The organism is Vibrio sp. Vb2960 (assembly GCF_033337665.1).
GTDB lineage: Bacteria > Pseudomonadota > Gammaproteobacteria > Enterobacterales > Vibrionaceae > Vibrio > Vibrio alginolyticus.
Genome location: NZ_JAWORD010000005.1, coordinates 109,639 through 134,334, shown reverse-complemented (window position 1 = coordinate 134,334; position 24,696 = coordinate 109,639). Strand labels below are relative to the sequence as shown.

General features: G+C 44.2%; 25 protein-coding genes. 15 read left to right on the top strand and 10 right to left on the bottom strand.

Translation table 11 applies throughout. The features are described from left to right. Positions 1 to 229: 229 nt before the first annotated feature. A complete protein-coding gene (locus R7O03_RS06150) occupies positions 230 to 1,096 on the bottom strand; it encodes a fructosamine kinase family protein (RefSeq protein ID WP_005377623.1) in 867 nt (288 codons plus the stop codon). A 224-nt stretch (positions 1,097 to 1,320) separates the two neighbouring features. Here R7O03_RS06150 and R7O03_RS06145 point away from each other — a divergent pair, with 224 nt between their 5' ends. The 3 genes from R7O03_RS06145 (at position 1,321) to R7O03_RS06135 (ending at position 3,792) form a co-directional block, all read left to right on the top strand. Continuing rightward, positions 1,321 to 2,295, top strand: a complete 975-nt coding sequence (locus R7O03_RS06145) for a response regulator (RefSeq protein ID WP_033905358.1) — start codon at positions 1,321 to 1,323, stop codon at positions 2,293 to 2,295. After that, positions 2,295 to 3,257: a GGDEF domain-containing protein gene (locus R7O03_RS06140; RefSeq protein ID WP_262582507.1), complete on the top strand. Its 963-nt coding sequence runs from the start codon at positions 2,295 to 2,297 to the stop codon at positions 3,255 to 3,257. The genes R7O03_RS06145 and R7O03_RS06140 overlap by 1 nt, the downstream gene beginning before the upstream one ends. Positions 3,258 to 3,447: 190 nt before the next feature. Further along, entirely contained in the window at positions 3,448 to 3,792 is a 345-nt protein-coding gene (locus R7O03_RS06135) for a DUF3802 family protein (RefSeq protein ID WP_005377620.1), read from the top strand. 45 nt (positions 3,793 to 3,837) lie between these two features. Here R7O03_RS06135 and R7O03_RS06130 read toward each other — a convergent pair whose 3' ends face one another. Continuing rightward, positions 3,838 to 4,332, bottom strand: a complete 495-nt coding sequence (locus R7O03_RS06130) for an NlpC/P60 family protein (protein WP_171342971.1) — start codon at positions 4,330 to 4,332, stop codon at positions 3,838 to 3,840. A gap of 134 nt (positions 4,333 to 4,466) precedes the next feature. Between R7O03_RS06130 and R7O03_RS06125 the strand changes: the two genes are divergently transcribed. From R7O03_RS06125 to R7O03_RS06105, 5 genes are all read left to right on the top strand, one after another. Beyond that, positions 4,467 to 6,485 (top strand): methyl-accepting chemotaxis protein, encoded by a 2,019-nt coding sequence (locus R7O03_RS06125; protein ID WP_171342970.1) that lies wholly within the window; start codon positions 4,467 to 4,469, stop codon positions 6,483 to 6,485. A gap of 207 nt (positions 6,486 to 6,692) precedes the next feature. After that, entirely contained in the window at positions 6,693 to 7,112 is a 420-nt protein-coding gene (locus tag R7O03_RS06120) for an NUDIX domain-containing protein (protein ID WP_213868735.1), read from the top strand. Beyond that, positions 7,102 to 7,515 (top strand): NUDIX hydrolase, encoded by a 414-nt coding sequence (locus R7O03_RS06115; RefSeq protein WP_213868733.1) that lies wholly within the window; start codon positions 7,102 to 7,104, stop codon positions 7,513 to 7,515. The genes R7O03_RS06120 and R7O03_RS06115 overlap by 11 nt, the downstream gene beginning before the upstream one ends. A gap of 211 nt (positions 7,516 to 7,726) precedes the next feature. Further along, complete coding sequence (locus tag R7O03_RS06110; protein ID WP_005377611.1) at positions 7,727 to 8,107, top strand: hypothetical protein; 381 nt, start codon at positions 7,727 to 7,729, stop codon at positions 8,105 to 8,107. A 48-nt stretch (positions 8,108 to 8,155) separates the two neighbouring features. Next, positions 8,156 to 8,374: a hypothetical protein gene (locus R7O03_RS06105; protein ID WP_005389537.1), complete on the top strand. Its 219-nt coding sequence runs from the start codon at positions 8,156 to 8,158 to the stop codon at positions 8,372 to 8,374. 103 nt (positions 8,375 to 8,477) lie between these two features. Here R7O03_RS06105 and R7O03_RS06100 read toward each other — a convergent pair whose 3' ends face one another. Continuing rightward, the gene (locus R7O03_RS06100) at positions 8,478 to 9,293 is read right to left on the bottom strand and encodes a sterol desaturase family protein (protein WP_225491399.1); all 816 of its coding nucleotides are present in this window, start codon (positions 9,291 to 9,293) and stop codon (positions 8,478 to 8,480) included. A 140-nt stretch (positions 9,294 to 9,433) separates the two neighbouring features. On the opposite strand from R7O03_RS06100, the gene R7O03_RS06095 reads away from it, so the two are divergent. Both R7O03_RS06095 and nagK read left to right on the top strand, forming a co-directional pair. Continuing rightward, the gene (locus R7O03_RS06095) at positions 9,434 to 10,183 is read left to right on the top strand and encodes a tRNA-uridine aminocarboxypropyltransferase (protein WP_054574144.1); all 750 of its coding nucleotides are present in this window, start codon (positions 9,434 to 9,436) and stop codon (positions 10,181 to 10,183) included. Between the two features lie 175 nt (positions 10,184 to 10,358). Next, positions 10,359 to 11,267 carry an N-acetylglucosamine kinase gene (gene nagK / locus R7O03_RS06090; protein ID WP_005377586.1) on the top strand — a complete coding sequence of 303 codons (909 nt, stop codon included), beginning with the start codon at positions 10,359 to 10,361 and terminating at the stop codon, positions 11,265 to 11,267. 185 nt (positions 11,268 to 11,452) lie between these two features. Here the strand turns inward: nagK and R7O03_RS06085 are convergent, their stop codons facing one another. The 6 genes from R7O03_RS06085 to R7O03_RS06060 all read right to left on the bottom strand — a co-directional run bounded on the left by R7O03_RS06085 (position 11,453) and on the right by R7O03_RS06060 (position 16,427). Next, entirely contained in the window at positions 11,453 to 11,719 is a 267-nt protein-coding gene (locus tag R7O03_RS06085) for a DUF2960 domain-containing protein (RefSeq protein ID WP_005377584.1), read from the bottom strand. A gap of 74 nt (positions 11,720 to 11,793) precedes the next feature. Beyond that, the gene (locus R7O03_RS06080) at positions 11,794 to 13,572 is read right to left on the bottom strand and encodes a bifunctional molybdopterin-guanine dinucleotide biosynthesis adaptor protein MobB/molybdopterin molybdotransferase MoeA (protein ID WP_318131589.1); all 1,779 of its coding nucleotides are present in this window, start codon (positions 13,570 to 13,572) and stop codon (positions 11,794 to 11,796) included. After that, entirely contained in the window at positions 13,569 to 14,156 is a 588-nt protein-coding gene (gene mobA, locus R7O03_RS06075) for a molybdenum cofactor guanylyltransferase MobA (protein WP_165935346.1), read from the bottom strand. The genes R7O03_RS06080 and mobA overlap by 4 nt, the downstream gene beginning before the upstream one ends. Next, positions 14,134 to 14,853 carry an energy-coupling factor ABC transporter ATP-binding protein gene (locus tag R7O03_RS06070; protein ID WP_025766658.1) on the bottom strand — a complete coding sequence of 240 codons (720 nt, stop codon included), beginning with the start codon at positions 14,851 to 14,853 and terminating at the stop codon, positions 14,134 to 14,136. The genes mobA and R7O03_RS06070 overlap by 23 nt, the downstream gene beginning before the upstream one ends. Before the next feature lie 50 nt (positions 14,854 to 14,903). Next, positions 14,904 to 15,602: an ABC transporter permease gene (locus tag R7O03_RS06065; RefSeq protein WP_005389524.1), complete on the bottom strand. Its 699-nt coding sequence runs from the start codon at positions 15,600 to 15,602 to the stop codon at positions 14,904 to 14,906. Positions 15,603 to 15,608: 6 nt separating this feature from the next. Then, positions 15,609 to 16,427 (bottom strand): substrate-binding domain-containing protein, encoded by an 819-nt coding sequence (locus R7O03_RS06060; protein WP_005389522.1) that lies wholly within the window; start codon positions 16,425 to 16,427, stop codon positions 15,609 to 15,611. A gap of 334 nt (positions 16,428 to 16,761) precedes the next feature. On the opposite strand from R7O03_RS06060, the gene R7O03_RS06055 reads away from it, so the two are divergent. From R7O03_RS06055 to R7O03_RS06045, 3 genes are all read left to right on the top strand, one after another. Further along, positions 16,762 to 18,213 (top strand): sigma-54-dependent transcriptional regulator, encoded by a 1,452-nt coding sequence (locus R7O03_RS06055; protein ID WP_239945473.1) that lies wholly within the window; start codon positions 16,762 to 16,764, stop codon positions 18,211 to 18,213. Further along, positions 18,203 to 20,242, top strand: coding sequence for a cache domain-containing protein (locus R7O03_RS06050; RefSeq protein WP_182038956.1), 2,040 nt, complete (start codon positions 18,203 to 18,205; stop codon positions 20,240 to 20,242). The genes R7O03_RS06055 and R7O03_RS06050 overlap by 11 nt, the downstream gene beginning before the upstream one ends. A 216-nt stretch (positions 20,243 to 20,458) precedes the next feature. Beyond that, a complete protein-coding gene (locus R7O03_RS06045) occupies positions 20,459 to 22,051 on the top strand; it encodes an ABC-F family ATPase (RefSeq protein ID WP_025766654.1) in 1,593 nt (530 codons plus the stop codon). A gap of 240 nt (positions 22,052 to 22,291) precedes the next feature. Here the strand turns inward: R7O03_RS06045 and R7O03_RS06040 are convergent, their stop codons facing one another. After that, the gene (locus tag R7O03_RS06040) at positions 22,292 to 23,116 is read right to left on the bottom strand and encodes a formate dehydrogenase accessory sulfurtransferase FdhD (protein WP_005377552.1); all 825 of its coding nucleotides are present in this window, start codon (positions 23,114 to 23,116) and stop codon (positions 22,292 to 22,294) included. A 315-nt stretch (positions 23,117 to 23,431) separates the two neighbouring features. Between R7O03_RS06040 and R7O03_RS06035 the strand changes: the two genes are divergently transcribed. Both R7O03_RS06035 and R7O03_RS06030 read left to right on the top strand, forming a co-directional pair. Next, positions 23,432 to 23,896 carry a DUF3305 domain-containing protein gene (locus R7O03_RS06035; protein ID WP_005396177.1) on the top strand — a complete coding sequence of 155 codons (465 nt, stop codon included), beginning with the start codon at positions 23,432 to 23,434 and terminating at the stop codon, positions 23,894 to 23,896. Continuing rightward, complete coding sequence (locus R7O03_RS06030; RefSeq protein WP_258481099.1) at positions 23,886 to 24,515, top strand: DUF3306 domain-containing protein; 630 nt, start codon at positions 23,886 to 23,888, stop codon at positions 24,513 to 24,515. Before R7O03_RS06035 ends, R7O03_RS06030 begins: the two co-directional genes overlap by 11 nt. The last annotated feature ends 181 nt before the right edge of the window (positions 24,516 to 24,696 follow it).

The following is a 24,696-nucleotide window of genomic DNA, read 5'->3' as shown; positions in this document are numbered from 1 at the left end:
CTTTTAAACACACTATTCATCAAGGAAGCACAGCCCTTTACTTACTTTGCCTACAAGGAAAATAGGCACAATCCAAAGTTAAGTCTCCTTTGATATTAGGTCGAGTTGTTGCTAATTGAGTCGAAATAAGTACAAAACTTGACCCCAAACTCAACCTTGAGCTTAGGGTGATTTTCTGTAGTGATGTGCCTCGAGATTTTACATCTTGAAATATGCAGTGGCTTCCAAATTAATAAGAAATGATTTTATTAATAACCAGTTGAGCCTGTTCCAAGTAATGGCCGCCAAACAAATTACAATGGTTGAGAACATGGTAAAGGTTATAGATATCTTTACGTTCCTCATAGCTTGAAGAAAGTGGCATAACCGATTCGTAGCCTTGATAAAATTCTGGTTGAAATCCACCAAAAAGCTCTGTCATCGCAATATCACACTCCCTGTCCCCCCAATAGCACGCAGGATCGTAACAGATAGGACCGAATGCAGTGAGTGCCGCATTTCCATTCCATAAATCGCCATGCAACAAAGAAGGTTCCGGAGCATGGTTTGCTAGCCGCTGTTTTACGACATCGATAAAGTCATCGATATCAACCAAGGTGACGCCTTTTTCTTTAAGGAGCTGTAATTGCCAACCTATGCGTTGCTCAGCAAAGAATACACACCATTTCTTGTGCCATTTGTTGGGCTGTAGAGTCGAACCGAGATAGTTGTCGGTATCAAAACCAAACTCTTTTTGCTCGCCCCACTGGTGTAGGTGAGCTAATTGTTGCCCAAATTTAAAGCTGTTGGGACCATCTTCTAATGGTTTCGTTGGAAGGTAGTTAAGAATTAGGAATGAGGCATTTTTGGTTTTACCAACCAATACCACCTCAGGTACAAATAGGGTGGATGTTTCACGCAAAAGATGCAGGCTTTCAGCTTCTACCTCAAACTTAGACAAAAACTCGCGATCGTTAATTTTCACAAAATAACGTTGCTCACCATCATTGATCATGTAGCTTTCACTGATATCCCCACCAGACAGCCTTACTTTTTCCGTGATCTGGTAATCGAACAATAAAGTATCAGAAAGCTGTTGCGATATTGCTTGCCACATACAAAACCTCGCGAATCTATTTGACCACCAATAGTTTAGGATAAATAGCAGGGAGTTGGCGTTATGTTGAGCATACTTAGTAAAGAAACCTTCCTCTTAGTGTAGTCAATTTGTATAAATGTGAATCAAATCGCTTATAAGCCTCTGATTTGTTGGCTTAGCATATGGAGATGAACGTTTACAACAGGTATTATGATTTTTTTGACGTTAGTTCCATTGGTGGCATGAAAATACTGATATGTGATGACTCAGCTGTTGCAAGAAAGCTTATTGCGCGTTCTATCGTACAAGATACATCATTGCATCTTATTGAAGCGCAAGATGGTTATGAGGCGCTTAATATTCTTGCTGAGCAAAATATCGATATTTTGTTTCTCGATTTAACGATGCCCATAATGGATGGTTTTGAGGTCCTCGAATCATTACCTGTTAGTCAGTACGCGACCAAAATCGTCATTATTTCTGGAGATGTTCAACAAGAGGCAAAACAGCGCTGTCTCGATCTTGGTGCTCAAGCTTTTATCGCTAAGCCTCTGACAGAAGAGCAGGTGCTCCCACTATACGAACAATTAGGGCTGCATTATGCGTTCAAACCTAGTCATTCGGTTGATTCTAAAAACCAGGGTTGCGAAGAGCTTTCCTTACTAGCCAAATTCCGTGAAATTGCGAACATTGCCCTTGGTAAAGGGGCTGCGATTATGGCCGACCATTTACATGAGTTCATACAACTTCCTGTTCCTCATGTTGGACCTTTGTCCTACGGCGAGCTTCATATGACACTGGTTGATGTGGTTGGGCGTGACAGTTCCGTTGCGGTAGCGCAGAGGTTTGTCGGTGGCGGTATTCACGGGGAGGCACTGGTGTGCTTACGTGGTAGGGATATCAATCAGATTGGGGAAAAATTAGGTTACCTCCTTGAGTTTACGCCTCATAATGAAATCATCTTGAATATCTCTAACCTACTGGTCTCGTCATTTCTCACATCATTGGGCGATCAACTCGACAAGCAGTTCTCACTTCGTCAGCCAGGCATTGTGGATACCTTAACACCTTATTGTGAAGAGCAAGGCGAGTTGGGTGAGCTCTTTACTATCGAATACACCTACATGGCAGAAGCGCTCGATTTCGAGTGCGAGGTACTGTTTTTAATTGATAAGCCATCCGTAGAAATAATCTATGAAATCATGGAGCTAATCTAATGTCCGATATCACGCTGGACATAGCAGACTTTCATTGGGTCACACAAATTCTCGATACGATGGATTCAGGGCTTATTGTTTTGAATCAAGAGTATAAAGTGTGTGTGTGGAACAGTTTTATGCAGTCATACAGTGGCGTTCTATCACAAGAAATTCTTGGTGAATGTTTATTTGAGCATTTTGAAGAGCTGCCAAGAACTTGGCTAGAAACCAAGATAAAAGCTGCCGCCGATCTGGAAACTCGTTCTTTTTCTAGCTGGGAAAACCGACCGTACCTTTTTAAGTTCAACAATTTTTCTCCGGTTTCAAACAGCAGTGATTTTATGTATCAAGATATCGTGATCACGCCGTTAATTGGGCTTTCAGGAGAGGTCAGCCACATAGCGATTCAAGTCAATGATGTTTCTGAAACTGCGAGAAATCGCATTCATTTGAAAGAAACAAATCAACATTTGTCGGAAATCAGTCGCAAAGATGGTTTAACAGGTTTATTTAATCGCGCTTATTGGGAGCAATCATTGAAAGATGAGTTTGCTCACTTAAAAGTTATCGACGGACCATGCTCATTAGTAATATTCGATATCGACCACTTTAAGAAGGTGAATGATACTTATGGTCACCCGACAGGGGACGAAGTCATTCGTCGAACCTCTGCCTTGTTGAGAAAAACAGCAAGAAGCAGTGACATCTGCGGTCGTTTTGGTGGTGAAGAGTTTACCGTACTACTTCCTCACACAAACCAGGAGCAAGCTTGCTATTTCGCAGAGCGTTTGCGCAAAAGAATTGAGCAAGAGATCGTGAAAGTGGAAGATTTTTTGATTAATTACACGATAAGTATTGGTGTTTGCGAGTATAAGCCTTATTTTGAAACTCACACTCAATGGTTAAAGAGTGCCGATGCTGCGCTGTATCGTGCAAAAGAAAATGGTCGTAACCAAACCTGTTTGCATGAAAATGACTGAAATATAAAAAGGTTTGAAGAAACCCTGTATCCGAATTCAGTGAAGCAAAGCTCAATTGTTTGAAAATCATCCAGTTGGTTCGTGAATGTTTGTTAATATGAAATAAGTTAATGAAATTTTCTCGGCATGTCTTACTATTGAAACTATTCTGCTTTCAGCTTCGAAGGCTTGCAATAAACGGAGAAAAACAGTGGTTTTAGAAACCGATGGATATCTCGCTCTTATCGAGCACTTGTCTCTAAATCTAGATATTTTTACGACCGAAATTGGCGACACTGGATCCGAAAGCATCGAAGATGTTGTCACCGATATGGTGGCTTCAAACATCATGGCGATTTTTGAGCAAAATCCAGAACTTCACTCGAGCGTACGCTTCAAATTGTTGAAAGAGGCTGATGCAGTTGTTGAAGATCTTGGTGAGATATTGGCTGGGGTATGGCATAAAAAAGCGACCAATGAACAGATCACGTTCCTTGATGAATACATCGCTCTGGTCAAAAATCTGTTCGATAATGCTGTTGCGACTTACGACTGATATTGTTTTAACTTACAGCAATGTCCGGTTAAAGAGTGAGAGGAGTTACATTGTAACTCTTCTTATTTGCCAAAACTTAGATGCCCAGTATGGGTTGTCGATTCTTGAAATAATCACACCTCTAGACGTCGATGCATGCATGAACTGCTTGTTACCCAAGTAAATTCCGACATGATAGGTTGTACGTCTTGTTTTAAAAAACACTAGATCCCCTTGCTTGGCATCCGTCCAACTTAACTCCACACCTTGCTTTGATTGCTGCTTCGTTGTCCTTGGTAACGAGAGCTGATAAGCCTCAACAAACGCTTTTTGTACAAATGCTGAGCAATCAATTCCAGATTTCTGTGTCCCGCCTAAGCGATAAGGCGTGCCGTGCCACTCTGAGTAAAAGTCGAACAAGTCAGGGTTGTCCGACAATAGCTGATTTGTAGGTGTTGTCACCTGTGCTTGCTCACTAGGCTCAGGCCCAGAAGAGCAGGCGCTTAGTAGCACACTGATTATCAAAGGAAAATATACTCGACGCAAATCACCACCTGTCATCTCTATGACTCACAACTGAAATATTAGTGTCATAACCAATCCATAGTATGGGCTGCAAATCACGGTTTTGTCTCACAAATGTGACGGAATCACTGCAGAACCGATTCAACCTTAAGAAAGAATAAAAATTGATTATGGCAAAGCGAAAACGCTCACGCACATCACTTTCACTGATTCAGGCTGTCAGTGCAACATTTTTAACTATCATTGTTCTTGTTATAGCCCTTTCTGTCTCAAGTTTCAAAGGAATGGAACAGGTAGGGGAACAATTTGAAGACTTGTCGCAAAAAGCATTACCAATCGCGATGGCAAACGCAAAGTTAACCAGGAATGTATTGGAGATGGTTAAGCTACTCAACCATGGTATGCAGATTACTGAGCCGAAAGAGTTGCCTCTCATAAAAGAGCAAATCGACTCTCTTGCAACTCAAAGCACAACTTTGGTTGTGGAAGCGTCTGGTGTAGCTCAGCAACTCTCGGAGGAGTTAGACACCAAACTAGCGCGTTTACATAACATCACGCAGTCCATTTTGTTGAAGCAATCTTCGGTGATACAAATTCAAATGGATATTGATGCCGCTGTTGGTGGGTTTCGCTATGGGCTTAGCTCTATCGGTCCGGAAATGAATCGAATCAGTTCGTTTCTTAGTGCTGATAATCCTGAGTCGAGCGATGCCGCTAACCGTTTCATTGCTTCTGCAAGCTCAATGGAAAGTACGTTCTTAGTCATGATGATGCACTCAGAATTAAACAAAGCCGAAAAAGAATACCGAGAAATGCGAAATCGCATAGCAGGTATTAAACTCGCCTATGAAGACTTCCAATCTTTCCATCCTGAAGTAAGTGAATATGCAAGCTTAACCGCACCATATGAGATGGTGAAACAAGGCTTTAGTGAAAAGGGCGTGCTGCGTTTGATCCTCGCCAAACTAGAACAAGGGGAATTGCAACGTTCAGAGTTTAAACAGGCTTCGATGCTTGCGGATGAAACCATGCGGTTACTTGATCAAATCTCCCAAACCGCTGGTCAGTTGATCGATGAAAAAGAGCGGGTGGTCAACGAGACCATTGAATCGGTGAGCGTTGTGCTCGTGTTTGCGGCGTGTGTGATTTCTTTTATTATTCTAGTTACTTGGTTTAGTCTCAAGTCATGGACAAACCGAGGGTTAAGGAATGTACTAACGCGTCTTTCAGCACTTACCGAACATGATTTTCGTGACAAGGCAGAAGAAGTCGGCCCCTATGAGCTGAAAGAAGTAGCACGAAAGTTGAATCAAGTAATCGATTCCACACATGACTCCATTCAAACGGTGACGCGCAATTGTGAAACGCTTTATCAGACGGCAGAAGTAAGTCACAGTGCAGCCGAACAAACAAGTGATGGGTTGGCAACACAAAATGAAGCGTTGTCGAGTATGATCACGACCATAACGCAACTTGAAGCCTCTATTCGTGAAATAGCAATGGTGACAAATGCATCTTCACAGGACTCGCTCCTTGCAACCCAACACACTGAAAAAGGGGTTCAAGTCGTGGAAAAAAACCGCGAACGTTTGGAGTCATTAGAAAGCTCTTTGGATGTAAATGAACAGTCAATGTTAGAGCTAGACCAGCGTGTTAAACAGATTCGTGAAATGGTGGATATGATCAGTGGGATCGCGGACAACACCAACTTACTTGCTCTCAACGCGGCAATAGAGGCTGCCCGTGCTGGTGAGCAAGGGCGTGGATTTGCGGTTGTCGCTGATGAAGTTCGCAAACTTGCAAGTGATACCTCTCAACAAACTACGAACATCCGAGAAATGATGAGCGAGCTTATTACTGCCGCAGAGCGTTCGCGCCAAGCAGTTAATGATTCAAGAGAAGAAATGACCCACGCGCTACAGTCCAGCAATGAAGTGAAATCGACATTCTCTGATATCAACCTCGCGGTTAAGCACATTCAAGAACGTGTTGAACAAATCTCAGTTGCTACAGAAGAACAAGAACGAGCGACGGCAGATGTATCTCAATCCATCACGCATATTTCTGATCTTGGCGAACGCACAAAGCTGCAGCTTGAGTCTATGGTTGAGAGTTCTGAGCAAGTGGCGGAAATTGCCGGGCACCAGCAAGCAATGCTGCACAAGTATGAGCTTCATCAGACCAAGTAAATGAGATGTTTCCACCGACTAAAAGCAGAACCTCGGTTCTGCTTTTTTGTTACGGCTACCCATTCAATGGCTCCAATTTGCATTGCAAGAGTGAGTTACATCTCATCTCGTTCATTTCTAAAGGGTTTAGTTATCACAACGTGATGTTAATGCTTTGTTCGAGGGACTCGTTGACTAGAATGTCGCCAGAATTCAAAGGAACGAATCATGCAGTTATCACAAAGAGCCAGCCTCATACTAGTTAATCATCACCAAGAGCTTTTGCTTATCCACCGCGTTCGAAACGACAGACAGTATTGGGTTTTCCCTGGCGACAGTGTTGAAGCAGGTGAGAAACCTGTTGAAGCTGCTAAAAGAGAAGCGCTGGAAGAAACCTCAATAGAACTTGGCTCGGTTAAGAAAGTTTTGGAACTCGAAAATCAAGGTCGCTTAGAAACCTATTTTCTTTCTTATGTAGGGAACTTAAAAGTGAAACTAGGGAGTGGGCCAGAGCAAATCAGAAAATCAGATGTTAATCAGTACCATTTGAAGTGGGTGCGTGTAGAGCAACTTCACTCGATTTCTTTATATCCAGAGAAAGCTAAAGCCTTTTACTTGAAGCATAAGGAGTGGTTTTGTGATCGATAAAGTTTGCCCCGTTGTTCTACGTAATCAAAATCAAGAGATCCTACTTTTTAAACATCCGTTGGCGGGTGTTCAGCTCGTCAAGGGCACTGTTGAAGTGTTTGATGAAAGTTACATCATAGCAGCCAAGCGGGAGCTCGCTGAGGAGTCTGGTATCACACATGTTCGTTCCGCACGATATTTATGCTCATGGGACAGTGGCTTTCAAAATCAAGTATGGCATTTTGTTTTGTGTGAGTGTGCTGGCCTCGCTAATTCATGGCTGTTTCATACGCAAGACGATGGCGGACATGATTTTGCGTTCTTCTTGCACGATGTCGAGAGCGGCCTTCCCGCGAATGCACATACTGTGTTTCAGCGCGGGCTGGAAAAGGTACGAGAGTTGATAAACCAAGGCGTGATTTAAAGGAGGATTCTGTCATTGCATTGGCGGATTTGGGCGAAACGCCACAGCAAACACTATGCTTCTACTAGAAGCAAATAAAGAAGGTAGAGCAGCCGTTACTGTTCTCATCGTGTTGATAATGGCACTGTCGATCTCAAAAATGGCGATGAGATTACAAATGTTTAAGTGACTTCTATATGCTTTGCTCATTCATTCAGATAAGGAAACGGTAATGGATAAATTCGTCGTGTTTCTCTTATGCCTTTTTATGACAGTTGGCGGAGTGGTTCATCTTTATGACAACATTGTTGGTGGCTTTTTACCTTACGATTTTGCGCCACGCTGGTTGAATATGTATTGGAGCGCTTTGGGACTATTGGACTTATTAGCAGCGTATCTATTGGTCAAGCATCGCCGCTCTGGCCTAGTCGTTATGTTATTGATTCTTATAACCAATGTTATCTTTAGTTCCCACGCTCACTATACATTAGAAATATTAGATAACAACGTCGCCCTACAAATGAAGACACTGTTTTTAGGGTTCTCATTTGGGGTATCTATCTGGTTATGGAATGCGCGAAAACATAGTCAATCGCGCCAAATATTTCGTTAATTATTATTTTCACAACACTCGATTAAGGATTGTAAACAGGGACTCGTTATGAATGATTTTAAAGACTTGGCCAGTTTTGCTGGTTTCAGCGTACTGACAGGTTTGAGCTTTGCCACCACTTTCTTCAGCCTTGCTTTTCTATATAGCTCAATAGAGGCACAGCAAGTAATGAACACCAATGCTTTGGCATGTGCAGTGCTTGGTGTTGTTGGTTTATTTGTTGGTATTACTCAGTTAAACAAAAAGCGTCAGCTAGCAGAAAACTAATCTGTTCTTACACATCATGAGGATGAAGTAGTGTTTAACAGGGGTTTAGGCTTGGTCTATTCGTTTTGTTGACATACTTCATCCAACAATATTTTTTCAACCATTACTTCTTCTCTTTATTGTAGCGAAAGGGCTGCGTTAAAAGCTTATCTAATCTTTGCTCTTCTTCGTCTCTAATTTCCGGCACACCAATAACAACATCATCATGACCCAACTTAGGCTGAGCTCGGTATGTCCCAAAAAAGCGGTCCCAAACTGAAAGGAAAAAACCAAAGTTTGAGTGGGTCTCTTTTACTATCACTGAATGGTGCACGCGATGCATGTCTGGTGTAACGATGACGTTTCGCAGTTTTTGGTCTATGGATAAAGCCAGTTTTGCATTACTGTGATTAAACATCGCGCTCGCATTAAGCACAATTTCAAATACCACAATTCCGATAGGTGAAACACCTAAGATAAACACGGCTGCAATTTTTACTCCCATTGAAATGATTATTTCGAAGGGATGAAAGCGTGCGCCTGTAGTGACGTCTATGTCGAGATCGGCGTGATGCATTCGGTGAATCTTCCACAGCGGCTTTACATGATGAAAGACAACATGCTGAGCGTAAATGACGAAATCAAGCAAAATGACGGTTAGAAAAATATTTAACCAAGCGGGGAGGGACAGAATATTGAGCAGCCCCCATTGTTGTTCCTGAGCTATGACCGCAGCTTGAAAGGCAGCGATAGGCATGATTAAAGCAATAACTAGGCTGTTAAAAGCGACCAATGACAAGTTATTGACCCAGCGAAACCTGCGCGAAGCGGTCAGTGTTTTTCTAGGAAATTTGTTTTCCCAAATGGCACAAAGCAATAATACGCCAAGGAAAAAGCCTAATCTGAGCCATGAGGGTTCTTGAAATGTCGTTTCTGTCACTGTCATTCCCTTATTTATTTCTTTATCTATGACCGAGATAAGAGTGAAATTATTTCAACACACTGCTGATGGGCTTATCTTGAGGCGAAACCATAATATCAGTAGAATCGCGCTCTACTTTTTACTTGGCATTACTTACCATGAGAATTCACGCTTTCCACCGTTTATATCAGTACCGACAATCTATCTCAACCAAGCCTTTCAACGCGCGTGGATGTAAAGTGGTTCGTTGCCAATATTGCCAGGTTTCTGAGCAACACTGTTTGTGCGACCTTCAGCCAAACATCAAGGCCAATATTGCATGTATGTTGATTGTTTCTGAAAACGAAGTGTTTAAGCCAAGTAATACCGGTCGTCTAATCGCTGATACGATTCAAGAGACTTACGTGTATCAATGGAACCGAACAGAACCGTCTGAAGAGATGCTCGCGCTACTACAGGATGACAGCTACCAACCGGTGATTGTATTTCCTGCAGACTATGTGGATGATCCCTCTCGTTTAATTGAAGATCTAGAGCCAGCGCGATTGGTAAAAGAAGATGTCGAGAACAAAAAATGGTTGCTGATCTTTATTGATGGTAGCTGGCGTGAGGCACGAAAGATATTCCGTCGTTCTGATTTTCTTAAATCTTTGCCTGTGCTTTCCATTGAGCCGGAATCTCTGTCTGAATACATCATGCGCCGCTCCGAGAATGATCAGCATCTTTCAACCGCCGAAGTCGCGACATTAGTTTTAAAACAAGCTGGTGAGCCTAAAGCTGCGGAATGCCTTCAATTGTGGTTTGAAGCCTTCAGAGAAACTTACATGCTGAGCAAGACTCGAGTCAAAAGCGACCCTAACCAGCCACACTTGAAACGTTTCAAAGAGTGGATGAAAACCGAGAGCTGACTCTAAGGAATGAGCTTTTGTTGATGTTATGTTGTTCAACTGGCTTCGGTGAGGGGATAAATCTGCATTCGGTCACGGTTTGCAGGCGTACAGATATGGATAATGCCATCAGTTTATACTTTTGACTCTAGCCATTTTTGAGAGTCGTTTGAAGCATTTTTTAGGAGAGAAATACATGTATTACGGCTTTGATGTCGGTGGCACTAAAATTGAATTTGGTGCATTTAACGAGAAGCTTGAGCGTGTAGCGACGGAACGTGTACCTACACCAACAGACAACTACGAGCTGCTGGTTGATACCATTGCGGAATTGGTGAATAAATACGATACAGAGTTTGGCTGCGAAGGTACGATTGGTCTTGGCCTACCAGGTATGGAAGACGCCGATGATGCAACGGTACTAACAGTTAACGTTCCTGCGGCAAAAGGCAAACCACTTCGTGCTGATCTAGAAGCTAAAATCGGTCGCAGCGTAAAAATTGAAAACGATGCAAACTGTTTCGCGCTTTCTGAAGCCTGGGACGAAGATCTTCAAGATGAACCATCTGTACTAGGTTTGATCCTTGGTACTGGTTTTGGTGGCGGCTTTATCTACGAAGGCAAAGTATTCTCTGGCCGCAACCACGTAGCGGGTGAGGTGGGTCACACACGTCTTCCTATCGACGCATGGTTCCACCTAGGCGAAAACGCGCCATTACTGGGTTGTGGCTGTGGCAACAAAGGCTGTTTAGATAGTTACCTATCTGGTCGTGGTTTCGAGCTTCTTTACGCGCATTACTACGGCGAAGAGAAGAAAGCGATCGACATTATTAAAGCGCACGCAGAGGGTGAGGAGAAAGCAGTAGAGCACGTCGAGCGCTTTATGGAGCTGCTAGCGATCTGCTTTGCAAACCTGTTTACTGCAACAGACCCACACACCGTTGTACTTGGTGGCGGCTTATCTAACTTCGAATTGATTTACGAAGAGATGCCAAAACGCATCCCTAAACACTTATTGTCTGTGGCTAAGTGTCCTAAGATCATCAAAGCAAAACACGGTGATTCAGGTGGTGTACGCGGCGCTGCGTTCTTAAACATCAAGTAATGACTTAAACCTTACTCGATATAAAGTAAGAAGAAATTTAAAGCCCCGTTTAGACTTTCAAGGTTAAACGGGGCTTTTACTTATATACCTAAGTAATTTCGGTATGCTCGGGTATAGATCATGAACAAAAGTAGCATGCATAAAAAACTCACGACGAATCGTGAGTTTTCTGTTTGCAGCTAAGCTTATTTGTTCTTTTTGCCTACGCCCAGGTTTTCTTTTTGAGCTAGGGTGATTTTGCTAAAGCCTAATTTTCTGAAGTAGTTGTCGCGGTAGTTTCGCACCGCTTTAGTGTCAGACACTGCTTCGATTTGTTGCTCCATCTTTAGGAACTCAGTGATATCGATACCTTCGGCTTCTGCAACTGCTTCTTGAATGTTGCGGTGCTGCTGGTATGAGAACGTCAGTTCTTTGTCTTGGTCTTTGTAAGTGTAAAGAATGGTGCGAGCCATAGCTGTCTCTCTGAAAAGGTTTCTGTATTAAACAAAAAGGCCAGACTCGCTGACCTTTAAATTTCTAGTTTGAGCTAGATTCTGCCTTGAAGTGGGATAATTGTCACGCTTTCTCCCGCTTTTACTGTATCAATAGCTGGGGAGATTTCGATCAAACAGTTTGCCTCACTCATTGAGCGCAAAATACCAGAGCCTTGCTTGCCTGTTGTACGAACGGTTAAACGGCCAGTTGCATCCAGTTCATAGACGCCACGGCTAAACTCGGTACGACCTTGTCGAGAGCGAAGGTTTTCAGTCGCGATGGCATTCACTTTCAGAGGCTTCCAGCCTTGTTCGCCTTGCATCTTACGCAGTGCAGGCTCAACAAAGTTGATGAATGAAACCATCACTGCCACAGGGTTGCCCGGCAGACCAAAGAACGGCTTGTTGTTGATTTGACCAAACGCTAATGGACGTCCCGGACGCATGTTGATTCGCCAAAAATCGATTTGACCAAGTTTATCCAAGGCAAGTTTGATGTAATCCGCATCTCCAACGGATACGCCACCAGAAGTCATAACCACGTCTGCTTGCACCGATGCGTTTTCCAACGCTTCAATCATTAACTGTTCGTTGTCTTCCAGAATACCGAAGTCCAAGATCTCGCAGTCGAGTTTTTTAAGCATGCCCATGATGGTAAAGCGGTTGGAATCGTAGATAGAATTCGCTTTTTGCTCTGTTCCCGGCGCTTGTACTTCGTCACCGGTGGAGAACACGGCAACTTTCAATTTTCGGAATACATTCGCTTCACCAAAGCCAAGCGAAGCGATCATGCCCATTTCTGGAGAGGCGAGGCGAGTGCCTGCGGTAAAGACGTCACTGCCGATAGCGAGATCTTCACCTGCTTGACGAACGTTTTGGCCTGCTTTGATATTCGCACCGTTAAAAGTGACCTTGTCACCTTCTTGAATGGCTTGCTCACGCATGACCACTGTATCGCCGTTACGTGGTGTTGGTGCGCCAGTCATGACCTTAACTGCTTGACCAACTTCCAGAGGCTGATCGTAAGCATGGCCCGCCATCACTTCAGCAACCACTTGGTAGCTATCACGGTCAACATCATCACTGCGGATGGCATAACCGTCCATCGCGGAGTTGGTGTATTGCGGCACATTTACTAGTGAAACGATATGTTCCGCAAGAACGCGGCCATAGGCGTTTTCAATCTTGCATGCTTCTATTTCCGAAACCGTGTTCACCAAAGAAAGGATTTTCTCTTGGCCTTGAACCACAGAAAGGAAAGCAGGAGAAAGGGTATCGCAACATGCGGCTTCTTTCTCTTTATTTTTTGGTGCTTTCGCTTCTTGAACATACTGAATAACGAACTGAGCAATCGCTTCAAGATCATTGATGTTCATTTGTGGCAGTTCAGAGTCCAACTCGCCGCCGTCTGAAGCGATAGCGATGATGTTTTCATCGTTTGGATAAAGCCAAGGCTTGCCGACTTCTTCACGGTGCAATTCGATTTTAGGAAACGCGATGTTTTTGCAGCCTTCGACCAAAACCACATCAAGCATGTCTTCATCAAAACGTGTTAATAGGTATTCAAACTCCGCTTCGGCTTCTGGCGTTTCTGTCATTAACGCAAAACGGTTGCGAGAAGCAATCAGCATTTGAGATGCGCCAGCTTTGCGTAAACGGTAGCTGTCTTTACCCGGCTTATCGACATCGAAGTTGTGGTGCGCATGTTTTAGCATGCCAATGCGTAAACCTGCTTCGGTCAGCTTTGGCAATAGGGCTTCAAGTAGCGTGGTTTTGCCTGTGCCTGAATAAGCTGCAAAACCAAGAATAGGAATGTTTAGCGTGTGTTTCATGATTCTAATTGTCCAAATTGCGCCAGTTCTTCCGGAGTGTTCAAGTTGACGAAACAGTTTGGTGAGTCGCTAAAGTCAACGTAACTGGTGTTGCACTCTTTGTAGAGCAGAATGATTTTGCGGTCGCCACGTTCTAAAAACGCGGTGAGTTTTGGCAGTACGCGCTTGTGGTAGAGCGTAAAAACAGGTTGCTGATGGTCACCATCATGCGCGACCAAAATATCGCTGTCTTCTTTGACGAACTGGCAGAAACGCTCGACAAGGTCGGTGTTAATTTGTGGACTATCGCAAGGTACAAATCCGACCCAGTCAGTTTCAGCATGCATCAAACCCGCGTGAATACCGCCCATAGGCCCAGGGAAACCTTTGAATTGATCACTAAATACGAAACCAAATTTGCTGTACGCATCTTGGTTTCGGTTGGCATTAATTAAAATGCGTGGAGTTTGTGGAGATAAACGTTCAATAACGTGTTCGATGAGTGGCTTCTGATTTAACTCAATCAGACCTTTATCTTTTCCACCCATACGGCTGGCTTGGCCACCAGCCAAAATGACCCAACTAGTTTGTGTTGGTTGAAGCATATGCATTCTCTTGGGATGTTTCTTTTGGTATGACATACAACAGAGGAGACTCTATCAAAGTCTTGTCTTTAATCCACCACTGTTTTTTACATAAGTCGGTCAGTGCGTTGGCCTGATGGCTTGTCACCACGATACTGGAACCACGATCCAAAAGATCTTTCGCCATCACCACCAATCGTTCAATGGATTCTTGGTCTAAAGACGCACTTGGCTCATCCATCAATAAAATCGACGGTTTTAAAATCCAAGCCCTTGCCATGGCAACGCGCTGTTTTTCACCGCCGGACAACACGGAAATATGTTCGTCCGCTAAGGTTTCTAAACCTACCATGCGCAGCGCGTGAATAACTTGAGCTCGCTTATCTTTTTGCGTGTCTTGTTGATATTTCACTCCATAGACTACGTTTTCATATACAGTGCCGTCAAAAAGGTAAGGGGATTGATGGAGATAAATCACATCGACACGACCATTGCGACGCGTCAGTCTTTTCAGCCACGTATCTTTTGGCGCAACAACATCGCCAGTAGAGGGTTTGAGCAAGCCAGCAAGGATTTTGAGTAGGGTAGTTTTGCCCACACCATTGTCACCCTTGAGATAAATGGCATCATTTGGGCCGATGGCTAACTCAGGGATGTGGAAAAGCACACGCTCTTTAAAGCGCATGGATAACTGTTCGGCGGTGATTTTTATAGTCATAATTCGCCTCGACATGGGGTTAATGGTGAGTCGTTTGTTTGCTTCATGTTCTATGTTCTGAGGTAGCCTTTGCCTCTCATGCTTGATAAGAAGAAGTTTAGAGCCAACGCTAAAGATAGTAATACAATTCCTAATGCAACTCCTTGCGCAAAAGCACCTTTACTGCTTTCCATTGCGATAGCCGTGGGAATATTTCGCGTCACGCCCATAATGTTCCCACCAACCATCATTGAGCAGCCCACCTCGGTCACGATACGTGAAAACCCTGCAATGATAGCCGCAAGTAGAGGAAAGCGGGTTTCCCAAATCATCGTAGCTGCCAAGCGCGGAATGGAGACGCCCAGCGTGATGGCAGTTTCCACTGCACGACGGTCGCTAGATTGCAATGCACCATGCATCATCGATACCAAAACAGGGAAACAGATCACCATTTGGCCGAAGATCATTGCCTTCTGAGTGAACAGCATTTGCCAGTCTCCCCAAGGGCCAGCACGCGACAGCAACATGTACAGCAACAGGCCAATCACCACAGTAGGGACCGCTTGCAGCGTATTTACGATCGACAACAAAAACCATTTACCGCGAAAGTCGGTATACGCCAGTACAAAGGACATCAAAATAGCCGGCAATACCACTAGGGATATTGCCGTGATAGAAACACTAAAGGAGACCGCAACGATCTCCCATAGGTCTGCATCAAAGTTCACCAGTAAGCGAAGCGCTTCCAGTGTTGTATCAGCAAGATTCATATTGCGTTATTTGCTCTCAGCATTCGCAACAAACAGTTGTTTACCGTTTAGGCGGAAACCATTGATAAGTTCCTGTCCGCGAGGGTTTACCAACCAATCACTGAATGCCTTCGCACCTTGATAGTTGATCGTTGGGTAACGCTCAGGGTTAACAAGAATAACTTGGTACGGGTTAAACAGTTTTTCATCGCCTTGGAACAGAATTTCTAGATCCAATTTGTTTTGGTAAGCCAGCCATGTGCCGCGGTCCGTCATGGTGTAGCCTTGCATTTCAGACGCCATGTTTAGAGTTGGGCCCATACCTTGACCTACGCTACGGTAGCCACCAAAGTTCGGTTCGATTTTAGTTTGAGCCCAGAAGCCCATTTCTTTTTTGTGCGTACCAGAATCATCGCCGCGAGAGATGAACGTTGCGTTTTTGTTTGCGATCTCTTTGAATACATCTAACACGCCTTCGTCATTTTTGATTGTTGCTGGGTCAGCTTTCGGGCCTACAATCACAAAGTCGTTGTACATTAGCTTGCGAGGTAAAACGCCGTAGCCTTTCTCAACAAATGCGCCTTCAGCTTTTGGTGCATGTGTCATCACCAAATCTACGTCACCGTTTTCGCCCATTTTTAAGGCTTTACCCGTACCTGCAGCAATAACATCGACTTTGTAGCCCGTGTCTTTTTCAAATTGTGGAAGCAGGTAATCAAGTAAACCTGAATGGTAAGTACTGGTTGTGGTTGCAAGGCGAACATGTTCTCCGTCTTGAGCAGAAAACGCAGAGTAACTTACAAGCGTGATAGACGTTGCAGCCAGAGTTAGCGCAATTTTTTTCATTTTTATGTGTTCCTTTCCAATGATTCTTTGGAATCTCTCCAGGTTTTAGGGAGAAGCCTTTTTGGACGAGAGCGATTAGCGTAATACGCAAGTTGTCTTAGGGTGTTGGAATAAGCAAACATCAACATCCTGAGATCACTTAAATGCGCTCCGTATCCACCTTATAGCAAACAAGATGCCAACCTTTTACAAGCTTAAAGTGCTTGGTTTATGCACTAAATCATGGGGTTATTTGCATAAAAGTTTGCGTTGGTACAAAATGTCGCACTTTTTGTAGGGTATCTCTGTTTAAACTTGGTACACTCTGTCCCATCGAAATCCATCTGGGGTAAATATGTCTACTCAATCCCATCTTAGTACAAACCAACAATATAGCGCCTTTTCCGTACTGGTCGTCGATGATGAATTAGGCATGCAAGCCATCTTGAAAAAGGCATTGGGTAAGCTTTTTTCACATGTCGATACAGCTGGTAGCATCGAAGAAGCAGAACAACTGCGTAATTCTCGACATTATGATCTGATCTTACTGGATATTAATCTGCCAGGGCGTTCTGGAATTGAGTGGGAAGAAGCGTTTGAAGATGATGACAAACGTGCCGATGTGATTTTTATGACGGGTTATGCGGATTTAGAAATTGCCATTCGAGCGCTACAGCTCGGTGCTTCCGACTTTATCCTCAAACCATTCAACCTTGAGCAGATGTTAAAAGCGGTCAGTCGCTGTATGGATCGCCGTTTGAACGAACGCATGCAGTACGCCATGACACGCGATTACCAACGTCACAATACCTCAGAGATCATCGGCGGCTCAGAAAAAACGCGTCTGCTTAAGCAACTTATTAACCAATTTGCACCATCACGCGCTTCTGTTTTGGTGGAAGGTGAGTCGGGTACGGGTAAAGAACTAGTTGCACGAGGTATCCACCAGGCGAGTGGGCGAACGGGCCCGTTTGTGCCAATCAACTGCGGCGCGATTGCACCAGAGCTTTTAGAAAGTGAGTTGTTTGGTCATACATCGGGCGCGTTTACCGGTGCAAAAAAATCGCGTGAAGGTTTGTTCCGTGTTGCGAACGGTGGCACCTTATTTCTTGACGAAATCGGGGAGATGCCACTTGCAATGCAGGCATCATTATTACGTGTGTTAGAGCAGCGTACGATTCGCCCTGTCGGTTCAGAAAGAGAGATCAGTATTGATGTCCGTATCGTAGCGGCAACCAACCGAAACCTGCAAGAAGAGGTCAATCAAGGTAATTTCCGCAGTGACCTCTATTACCGTTTAAACGTTCTGAAAATTGAAGTGTGTCCGCTGCGAGAGCGCAAAACCGACTTATTTGAGTTGGTGCCATTTTTCAGCAACATGCTGACGCGCGAGCTAGGTATGCCCGCGCCCAAATGGGCGCACGAGGACATGGAAGCCATGAGTGAGTACGATTGGCCGGGAAACATTCGTGAGCTGAAAAACTTGATTGAGCGTTGTATCTTGCTTGGCAAACCACCTGCACACTATTGGCGAGAGCTGAATGGCGGGCATTCACTGCCTAATGTATCGATTACTATTTCTCACTCAGCTGAGTTACCAACCTTTAAAGAAGGCAAAGAATTTACTGGCGAAGGCTATCCAAACAGCTGGACGTTAAAAGAAGTCGAGAAAGCACATATTAAACAAGTCGTTAACTTGCACGAAGGCAACAAATCAGCCGCTGCTCGCGACTTGGGCGTAGCTCGCAAGACCTTAGAACGTAAATACAAAGAATGGGATTCTGAGGATGAGGAATATGCCGACTAACGGCCCACAGCACAAAGGATTGTCAAAATGGACGCACCGTTTTAAAACCATGGTGCGTTATCGTTTGTTATTCTTAACCTCTGCGCCGATTTTCCTCACGTTGTTAGCTCTGATCGGCATTACCATTTATTGGTCTATTCATTACACGTGGCAAAATGCGCTGCTTGATGTCTCGGAACGTCTTGGTGTTGCAAATAACAGTGTAACGTTGTTACAGCAAAAGCAAGCCAATTACGTGCGGGCGTTTGCCGATTCGTACGATTTCCGTATTCGCATTAATAAAGGAACGCCACAAGGTGACCTGCAAAAGTGGGTCACAGAGCAGAAGAAAAGATATGCTTTAGATTTTCTCTCTTTCCAACGCGTTAATTCCATGGAAAACAAATTCCGCTTTATGGATCTCACCAAGCGCGAATCGTTTTTTGATGTACTCAATAAAGAAGAACTCGAACGCCTCGATCCTGAACTCGCCAAACGAGCAGAAGTGCCTATTCTTGCTGATGGTGACAGGGAGGCGCGTGGGTTAGTCAGTCGAACCGTGATTCCGGTATACAGCCAAGCGAACGATTTGATCGGCTTTCTGGATGGTGGTTTGCTCCTTAACAATAGTACAGTGCTGGTGGATCAAATCCGCGATCTCATATACTTAAGTGATAATGACCGCCTTCGCCCTGTGGGTACGTTGACGGTATTTCTCGATGATTTGCGTGTGAGCACCAACGTTCCTCTAGACAGCGATCATAGGCTAGGGCGCGCCATAGGCACTCGCGTGAGTGCAGAAGTGTATAACCAAGTACTTTCGAAGGGTGAACAGTGGGTTGATCGCGCTTATGTGTATGACGCTTGGTATATTACGGCGTATCAACCAATCAAAGACCAATACGACAATGTTATTGGTATGCTTTATACGGGTTACCTCATGTGGCCATTCGTAAAAGCCTACATGACGAACATTGCCGAAATCAGCTTGATTACGGTTATGTTATTGCTGGTTTCCGGCGTGATGGTATATCGCGGTTCTTATGATCTGTTTCGACCGATCGAACGCATTCATAAAGTGGTGAAGCAGGTCCAACAAGGTAAAGAAAAACGGATTGGCCCGTTAGGATTAGATGCCGATCATGAACTTGCGCAGTTAGCCAGACAGTTTGATGATATGTTAGACGCGCTAGAAGAGCGCAAAATTGAATTGAAAAACTCCGCAGCTCAACTTGAATGCAAAGTTCAAGAGCGTACGGCAAGCCTGAGAGAAAAAACCCAAGATCTTGAGCTGCATATTCAATTGCTTAACCAAACTCGCGACAAACTCGTTGTTCATGAAAAACTGGCAGCATTGGGAGAACTCACCGCGGGGATTGCTCACGAAATTAATAACCCAACCGCCGTGATTCTTGGCAACGTAGAATTGATCCATTTTGAATTGGGTGACGATGCAAGTCGAGTACAAGAGGAGATTGATGCGATTCACGCGCAAATTGATCGTATCCGCAATATCACGCGCAGTTTATTGCAATACAGTCGCCAAGGTGGTGTTCAAGATGAAATCACTTGGCAACATGTCAATCCTATCATTGATGAAAGTATCACCTTGGTTAAAACGGGCACCAAGAAACGCGACGTCGAGTTTGTGACTGATCTACAAGCACATACGTCAGTTGAGATAAACCGCCATCATTTGCTACAAATCTTAGTTAACCTGCAAATGAACGCCATTCACGCAATGAGCGGTAAAGGAACATTAACAGTAGTCAGTGAAGACTGGATTGAAGAGGGCGAAGTGAAAGGAGCCGCGATTCATGTTATCGATGAGGGCTGCGGTATTAAACCAGAAAACTTGAGTCGAATCTTCTCGCCATTTTACACAACGAAACGAGAAGGCACAGGGTTAGGGCTATCGGTCTCCCAAAGTATTCTCAGCCAAACGGGTGGTGAGTTAAAAGCAGAGTCTGAATGGGGAAAAGGCAGTAAATTCAGTATTTATTTACCTAAAAAAGCCGAACTGATCCTAGAGGTGACGAACATCGCTTAGTCACTTTTTTGAAGTATTAATGGAAAAAGAGCCACTGACGATAGTGGCTCTTTTTTGTATTTGATGACGCATTTATGTTTACGCTTTTGCTTCTTAGAAACCTTACAATGATTTCACTTGGAGTGAATTAATAAAAACAACACTTGCAGTATGTAGCATGAACAAGTACCGTTGCCCGGTTTTTCTAAATACACCCCAATTGCTAAGGTAAAGGTTTTGATCTCCACAGCGAATATTACTCAACAATTCGGCGCTAAGCCGCTATTCGAAAACATTTCAGTTAAGTTCGGCGAAGGCAATCGCTATGGCTTAATTGGAGCTAACGGTTGTGGTAAATCAACCTTTATGAAGATCCTCAGCGGCGAGCTTGAGCAAACCAGCGGTAACGTAAGCTACGATCCAAACGAGCGCGTTGCAAAACTGAACCAGGATCAGTTCGCTTACGAAGAATTTACGGTAATCGATACCGTCATCATGGGTCATAAAGAACTATGGGAAGTGAAGAAAGAGCGTGACCGCATCTACTCACTTGCTGAAATGAGCGAAGAAGACGGCATGAAAGTGGCTGACTTAGAAGTTCAGTTTGCTGAAATGGACGGCTACATGGCAGAAGCCAAAGCGGGCGAGCTTCTTCTTGCTGTAGGTATCCCAATGGAGCAACACTTCGGTCTAATGAGTGAAGTAGCACCAGGCTGGAAACTTCGTGTGCTTCTAGCGCAGGTTCTATTCGCAGACCCAGATGTGATGCTTCTTGACGAACCAACCAACAACTTGGACATGGACACAATTCGTTGGTTGGAAGATACGCTAAACGCGCGTAACTGCACAATGATCATCATTTCGCACGACCGTCACTTCCTAAACTCAGTATGTACACACATGGCTGACTTGGACTACGGTGAGCTACGCGTTTACCCTGGTAACTACGACGAGTACATGACGGCGGCTTCTCAAGCCCGCGAACGTCTACTAAACGACAACGCTAAGAAGAAAGCACAAATCGCTGAGCTACAAACTTTCGTTGCGCGTTTCTCTGCAAACGCATCGAAAGCAAAACAAGCGACATCTCGTGCGAAGCAAATCGACAAGATCAAACTGGACGAAGTGAAAGCGTCTAGCCGTCAAAACCCATTCATTCGTTTTGAACAGTCTAAAGAGTTGTTCCGTAACGCTCTGATTGTAGAAAACCTGAGCCAAGGTTTTGAAGAGGACTTGTTCTCAGACTTCAATGCAATTTTTGAAGTGGGAGAGCGCGTTGCGATCATCGGTGAAAATGGTGTGGGTAAAACAACACTTCTAAACACGCTTGCTGGTGTACTTGAACCGCGTGCTGGTGAGTTCAAATGGTCTGAAAATGCAAACATCGGTTACTACGCGCAAGACCACGCGCATGACTTTGCAGAAGACATGAATCTAACGGATTGGATGGGTCAATGGCGTCAAGAAGGTGATGACGAGCAAGTCGTTCGTGGTTTCCTTGGTCGTATGCTATTTGGTCAAGATGACATTAAGAAGTCAGTAAAAGTACTGTCTGGTGGTGAGCAAGGTCGTATGCTGCTTGGTAAGTTAATGATGCACAAGCCAAACATGCTGCTAATGGACGAACCAACCAACCACATGGACATGGAATCAATTGAATCTTTGAATACGGCGCTTGAGCAATACAAAGGCACGTTGTTCTTCGTCTCTCACGACCGTGTATTCGTAGACTCGTTAGCAACGCGTATTATCGAAATCCGCGATGGTAAAATCACAGACTTTAAAGGCACTTACTCTGAGTTCCTAAAATCTCGCGGCGTTGACGCGTAATTACTCGCAAAGCGTTTAAAAAGCAAAAGCCTCGCTATTTAGCGAGGCTTTTTTGATATTTGGCCTTAATCCTTAAACTGACCGGTTATATACGCATAGAGCCCGACCACGCCAAAGGTAATAATCATAGAAAGCATGATACCGCTGGGCGTAAGCAGAAAATTCCACAATTGGTCATTATTCATAGTCCACATCCTCTGTGAATCCGCATTATTGGTTTTAGTTTACACTGAAAAGGTGTTATTGGTTGCCTTTTACATCAAATTCAACCTTGTCGGCTCCTGTAAACACTTGGAAGCGCAAACCTTTCGCACGCGCAATGGTCGTAATACCAAATTGCTTCGCTAGATCTAACCCCATTTGAGTAACGCCAGAGCGAGAAAGCAGAACAGGAATGCCCATTTGAGCCACTTTAATCACCATCTCTGATGTAAGGCGACCAGTTGTGTAGAAAATTTTATCTTCACCTGTTTCTTCTTTGAGCCACATCTCACCTGCAAGTGTATCCACTGCGTTGTGACGGCCGACATCTTCCACAAATGACAACACTTCATTACCTTTGCAAACCGCACAGCCGTGTACTGCGCCCGCTTTTTTGTAGGTGTCGTTGTAATGAGTTAACGCTTCCAGCGCAGAATAAATTTCTGACTGCTTAAGAGAAACTTGAGGCACTTGATAATTTTCAAGCTGCTTCATCACGTTGCCATACATAGTGCCTTGGCCACAACCTGAGGTGACGGTTTTCTTTTTCAGGGCGCCTTCTAAGTGTTCAGTGTTTTCTTTAGTAATCACCGCTGCGGAATGCGTTTCCCAGTCAATAATAACGGATTCGATCGCGGCTGGATCGGACAGGAAGCTTTGGTTTTTTAAATAACCGAGTACTAGCGCTTCTGGACGCGAACCTAGCGTCATGAGCGTGACCACTTCTTTCCAGTTCAGCATGACCGTAAGAGGACGCTCGCAAGCGATTTGCTTCGTGAGCTTTTCGCCGTACTCGTCGTACACATCGACTTCAATGGTTTGCAGGGGATTTTCACTGGTTTTAATAATATTTGGTTTCAGCACAGTCGTGTCCTAGTGATTAAGAGCGTTAGGTTGCTACGCATTTAGCTTGCTAAGTGGTTAGCAAAGCAAATCTCGTTCCAAAATAGCGGTTCCCATAAAAATTGCGAGGTTTTATGTCAACAATGCATTAAAACTGCGATATCGCAGTAATGACACATCAATAAATTTGAGTTTCAACTACTTTGGTACTTGAGTATAGCGCTGTGTATAGGATTGATTTGGCGCGGTTATTGCTTTGTAGCGATGAAATGGTTGAAAGCCAAGGTCAAAATGTCCTGTGAGTTTTCAGACCAAAATAGAAAAACTGGGTGAGTTATGTCGGATAAGAAAGATTTCGAGAACAATTACGAGAAGACTGAAGACGCATGGCCAATTGGCGTAGAGCTTGTTGAGCATGAGATCAGTACAGGGATTTGGGTGACAACCCAATGGCAGTTGACGGGATTTGCGCTAAATCCGACGGAAGAGACTCCAGATGTTTGTCTGTTGCAATTGCACAAAGACGAGCGTACAGACTACCGCTTTAACTTAAGCTCTCAGCAACCTAAACTTTTTTTAGTGATGGATAACGTCGAGTCTGGTGAAAAACCAGCGATACAGCTACTAACGGCTTCACAATCTGTCGCGGCGCAATATATGGATGGCGACAACCTTGTACTATCCAACGATATGCCGTTAGCCGTTCAGGCTTGGATGGAAGCCTTTATTGGTCGCCACGGTGAGTTGTTAGAAGTAAGACGTAAGAAACGCAAAGGAGCGGGCAGAGCAAATGGCAACTAGTTTTTTAAGCCGTTGGTCGAAACGTAAATTAGAAGAATCTTCCCAACATGATGAAGAGATCACGCCGATAGCAGAGACGGAGCAATCCGAAGATAGTGTCACAGCGCTTTCAAACGCTGACGAAAGCTCAGGCGCTTTGAACGTCAACGAGGTTAGTCAGTCACCAGACATTACCGCGAGTGTAGAGACTGAAAAGCCCGAAGACATGTCTGTGGCGCAACTGCTGGTTTCTGAAGCTTCAGAAAGCGTTAAGAAAGCCGCGCTGCGCAAAATGTTCTTGTCCGAAGAATTTAACGTGCGTGATGGCCTAGACGATTACGATGATGATTACAGTAACTTAAAGTCACTTTCTAAAGACGTCGCAGAGACGCTGCGTGATTGGGTTAAAGAAAAAGTGGAAGAAGAACCAGACGCTGCAACGACGCAAGGATCTGAACTTAACGCTGACGATATCGCATCTGAAGTGGTTGAAGAAGCAGAACCAAATGCCGAAAAAAGTGCCGGAATTACCCAAGATGAAAATGAACTGTATATAAATACAGTATCTGGTGAAAGTGATACTTTTGCTGAGGAATCACCGCCTAACGAGGTGAGACAAAATATACCACACAAAGAATAGGTACATTTTGACTAAACACTCAATGAACCGGCTGGGACAAAATGTCTCAACCGGTTTTTTTATCCCTACTATTTGTCAGTAAAATATCTAACTGGTTGAATTTTAATTGATATTTTATTGGCATGACATTTGCTATTTGTTGCTCAATACCAATCTGGTTGAAGTTAGCACGGACGCACTG

Excerpts from the sequence above, each read along its gene's own strand:
- R7O03_RS06150 (WP_005377623.1), bottom strand. The coding sequence starts at position 1,096 with ATGTGGCAAGCAATATCGCAACAGCTTTCTGATACTTTATTGTTCGAT.
- R7O03_RS06145 (WP_033905358.1), top strand. The coding sequence starts at position 1,321 with ATGAAAATACTGATATGTGATGACTCAGCTGTTGCAAGAAAGCTTATT.
- R7O03_RS06140 (WP_262582507.1), top strand. The coding sequence starts at position 2,295 with ATGTCCGATATCACGCTGGACATAGCAGACTTTCATTGGGTCACACAA.
- R7O03_RS06130 (WP_171342971.1), bottom strand. The coding sequence starts at position 4,332 with ATGACAGGTGGTGATTTGCGTCGAGTATATTTTCCTTTGATAATCAGT.
- R7O03_RS06125 (WP_171342970.1), top strand. The coding sequence starts at position 4,467 with ATGGCAAAGCGAAAACGCTCACGCACATCACTTTCACTGATTCAGGCT.
- R7O03_RS06120 (WP_213868735.1), top strand. The coding sequence starts at position 6,693 with ATGCAGTTATCACAAAGAGCCAGCCTCATACTAGTTAATCATCACCAA.
- R7O03_RS06110 (WP_005377611.1), top strand. The coding sequence starts at position 7,727 with ATGGATAAATTCGTCGTGTTTCTCTTATGCCTTTTTATGACAGTTGGC.
- R7O03_RS06105 (WP_005389537.1), top strand. The coding sequence starts at position 8,156 with ATGAATGATTTTAAAGACTTGGCCAGTTTTGCTGGTTTCAGCGTACTG.
- R7O03_RS06095 (WP_054574144.1), top strand. The coding sequence starts at position 9,434 with ATGAGAATTCACGCTTTCCACCGTTTATATCAGTACCGACAATCTATC.
- nagK (WP_005377586.1), top strand. The coding sequence starts at position 10,359 with ATGTATTACGGCTTTGATGTCGGTGGCACTAAAATTGAATTTGGTGCA.
- R7O03_RS06085 (WP_005377584.1), bottom strand. The coding sequence starts at position 11,719 with ATGGCTCGCACCATTCTTTACACTTACAAAGACCAAGACAAAGAACTG.
- R7O03_RS06080 (WP_318131589.1), bottom strand. The coding sequence starts at position 13,572 with ATGAAACACACGCTAAACATTCCTATTCTTGGTTTTGCAGCTTATTCA.
- mobA (WP_165935346.1), bottom strand. The coding sequence starts at position 14,156 with ATGCTTCAACCAACACAAACTAGTTGGGTCATTTTGGCTGGTGGCCAA.
- R7O03_RS06070 (WP_025766658.1), bottom strand. The coding sequence starts at position 14,853 with ATGACTATAAAAATCACCGCCGAACAGTTATCCATGCGCTTTAAAGAG.
- R7O03_RS06065 (WP_005389524.1), bottom strand. The coding sequence starts at position 15,602 with ATGAATCTTGCTGATACAACACTGGAAGCGCTTCGCTTACTGGTGAAC.
- R7O03_RS06060 (WP_005389522.1), bottom strand. The coding sequence starts at position 16,427 with ATGAAAAAAATTGCGCTAACTCTGGCTGCAACGTCTATCACGCTTGTA.
- R7O03_RS06055 (WP_239945473.1), top strand. The coding sequence starts at position 16,762 with ATGTCTACTCAATCCCATCTTAGTACAAACCAACAATATAGCGCCTTT.
- R7O03_RS06050 (WP_182038956.1), top strand. The coding sequence starts at position 18,203 with ATGCCGACTAACGGCCCACAGCACAAAGGATTGTCAAAATGGACGCAC.
- R7O03_RS06035 (WP_005396177.1), top strand. The coding sequence starts at position 23,432 with ATGTCGGATAAGAAAGATTTCGAGAACAATTACGAGAAGACTGAAGAC.
- R7O03_RS06030 (WP_258481099.1), top strand. The coding sequence starts at position 23,886 with ATGGCAACTAGTTTTTTAAGCCGTTGGTCGAAACGTAAATTAGAAGAA.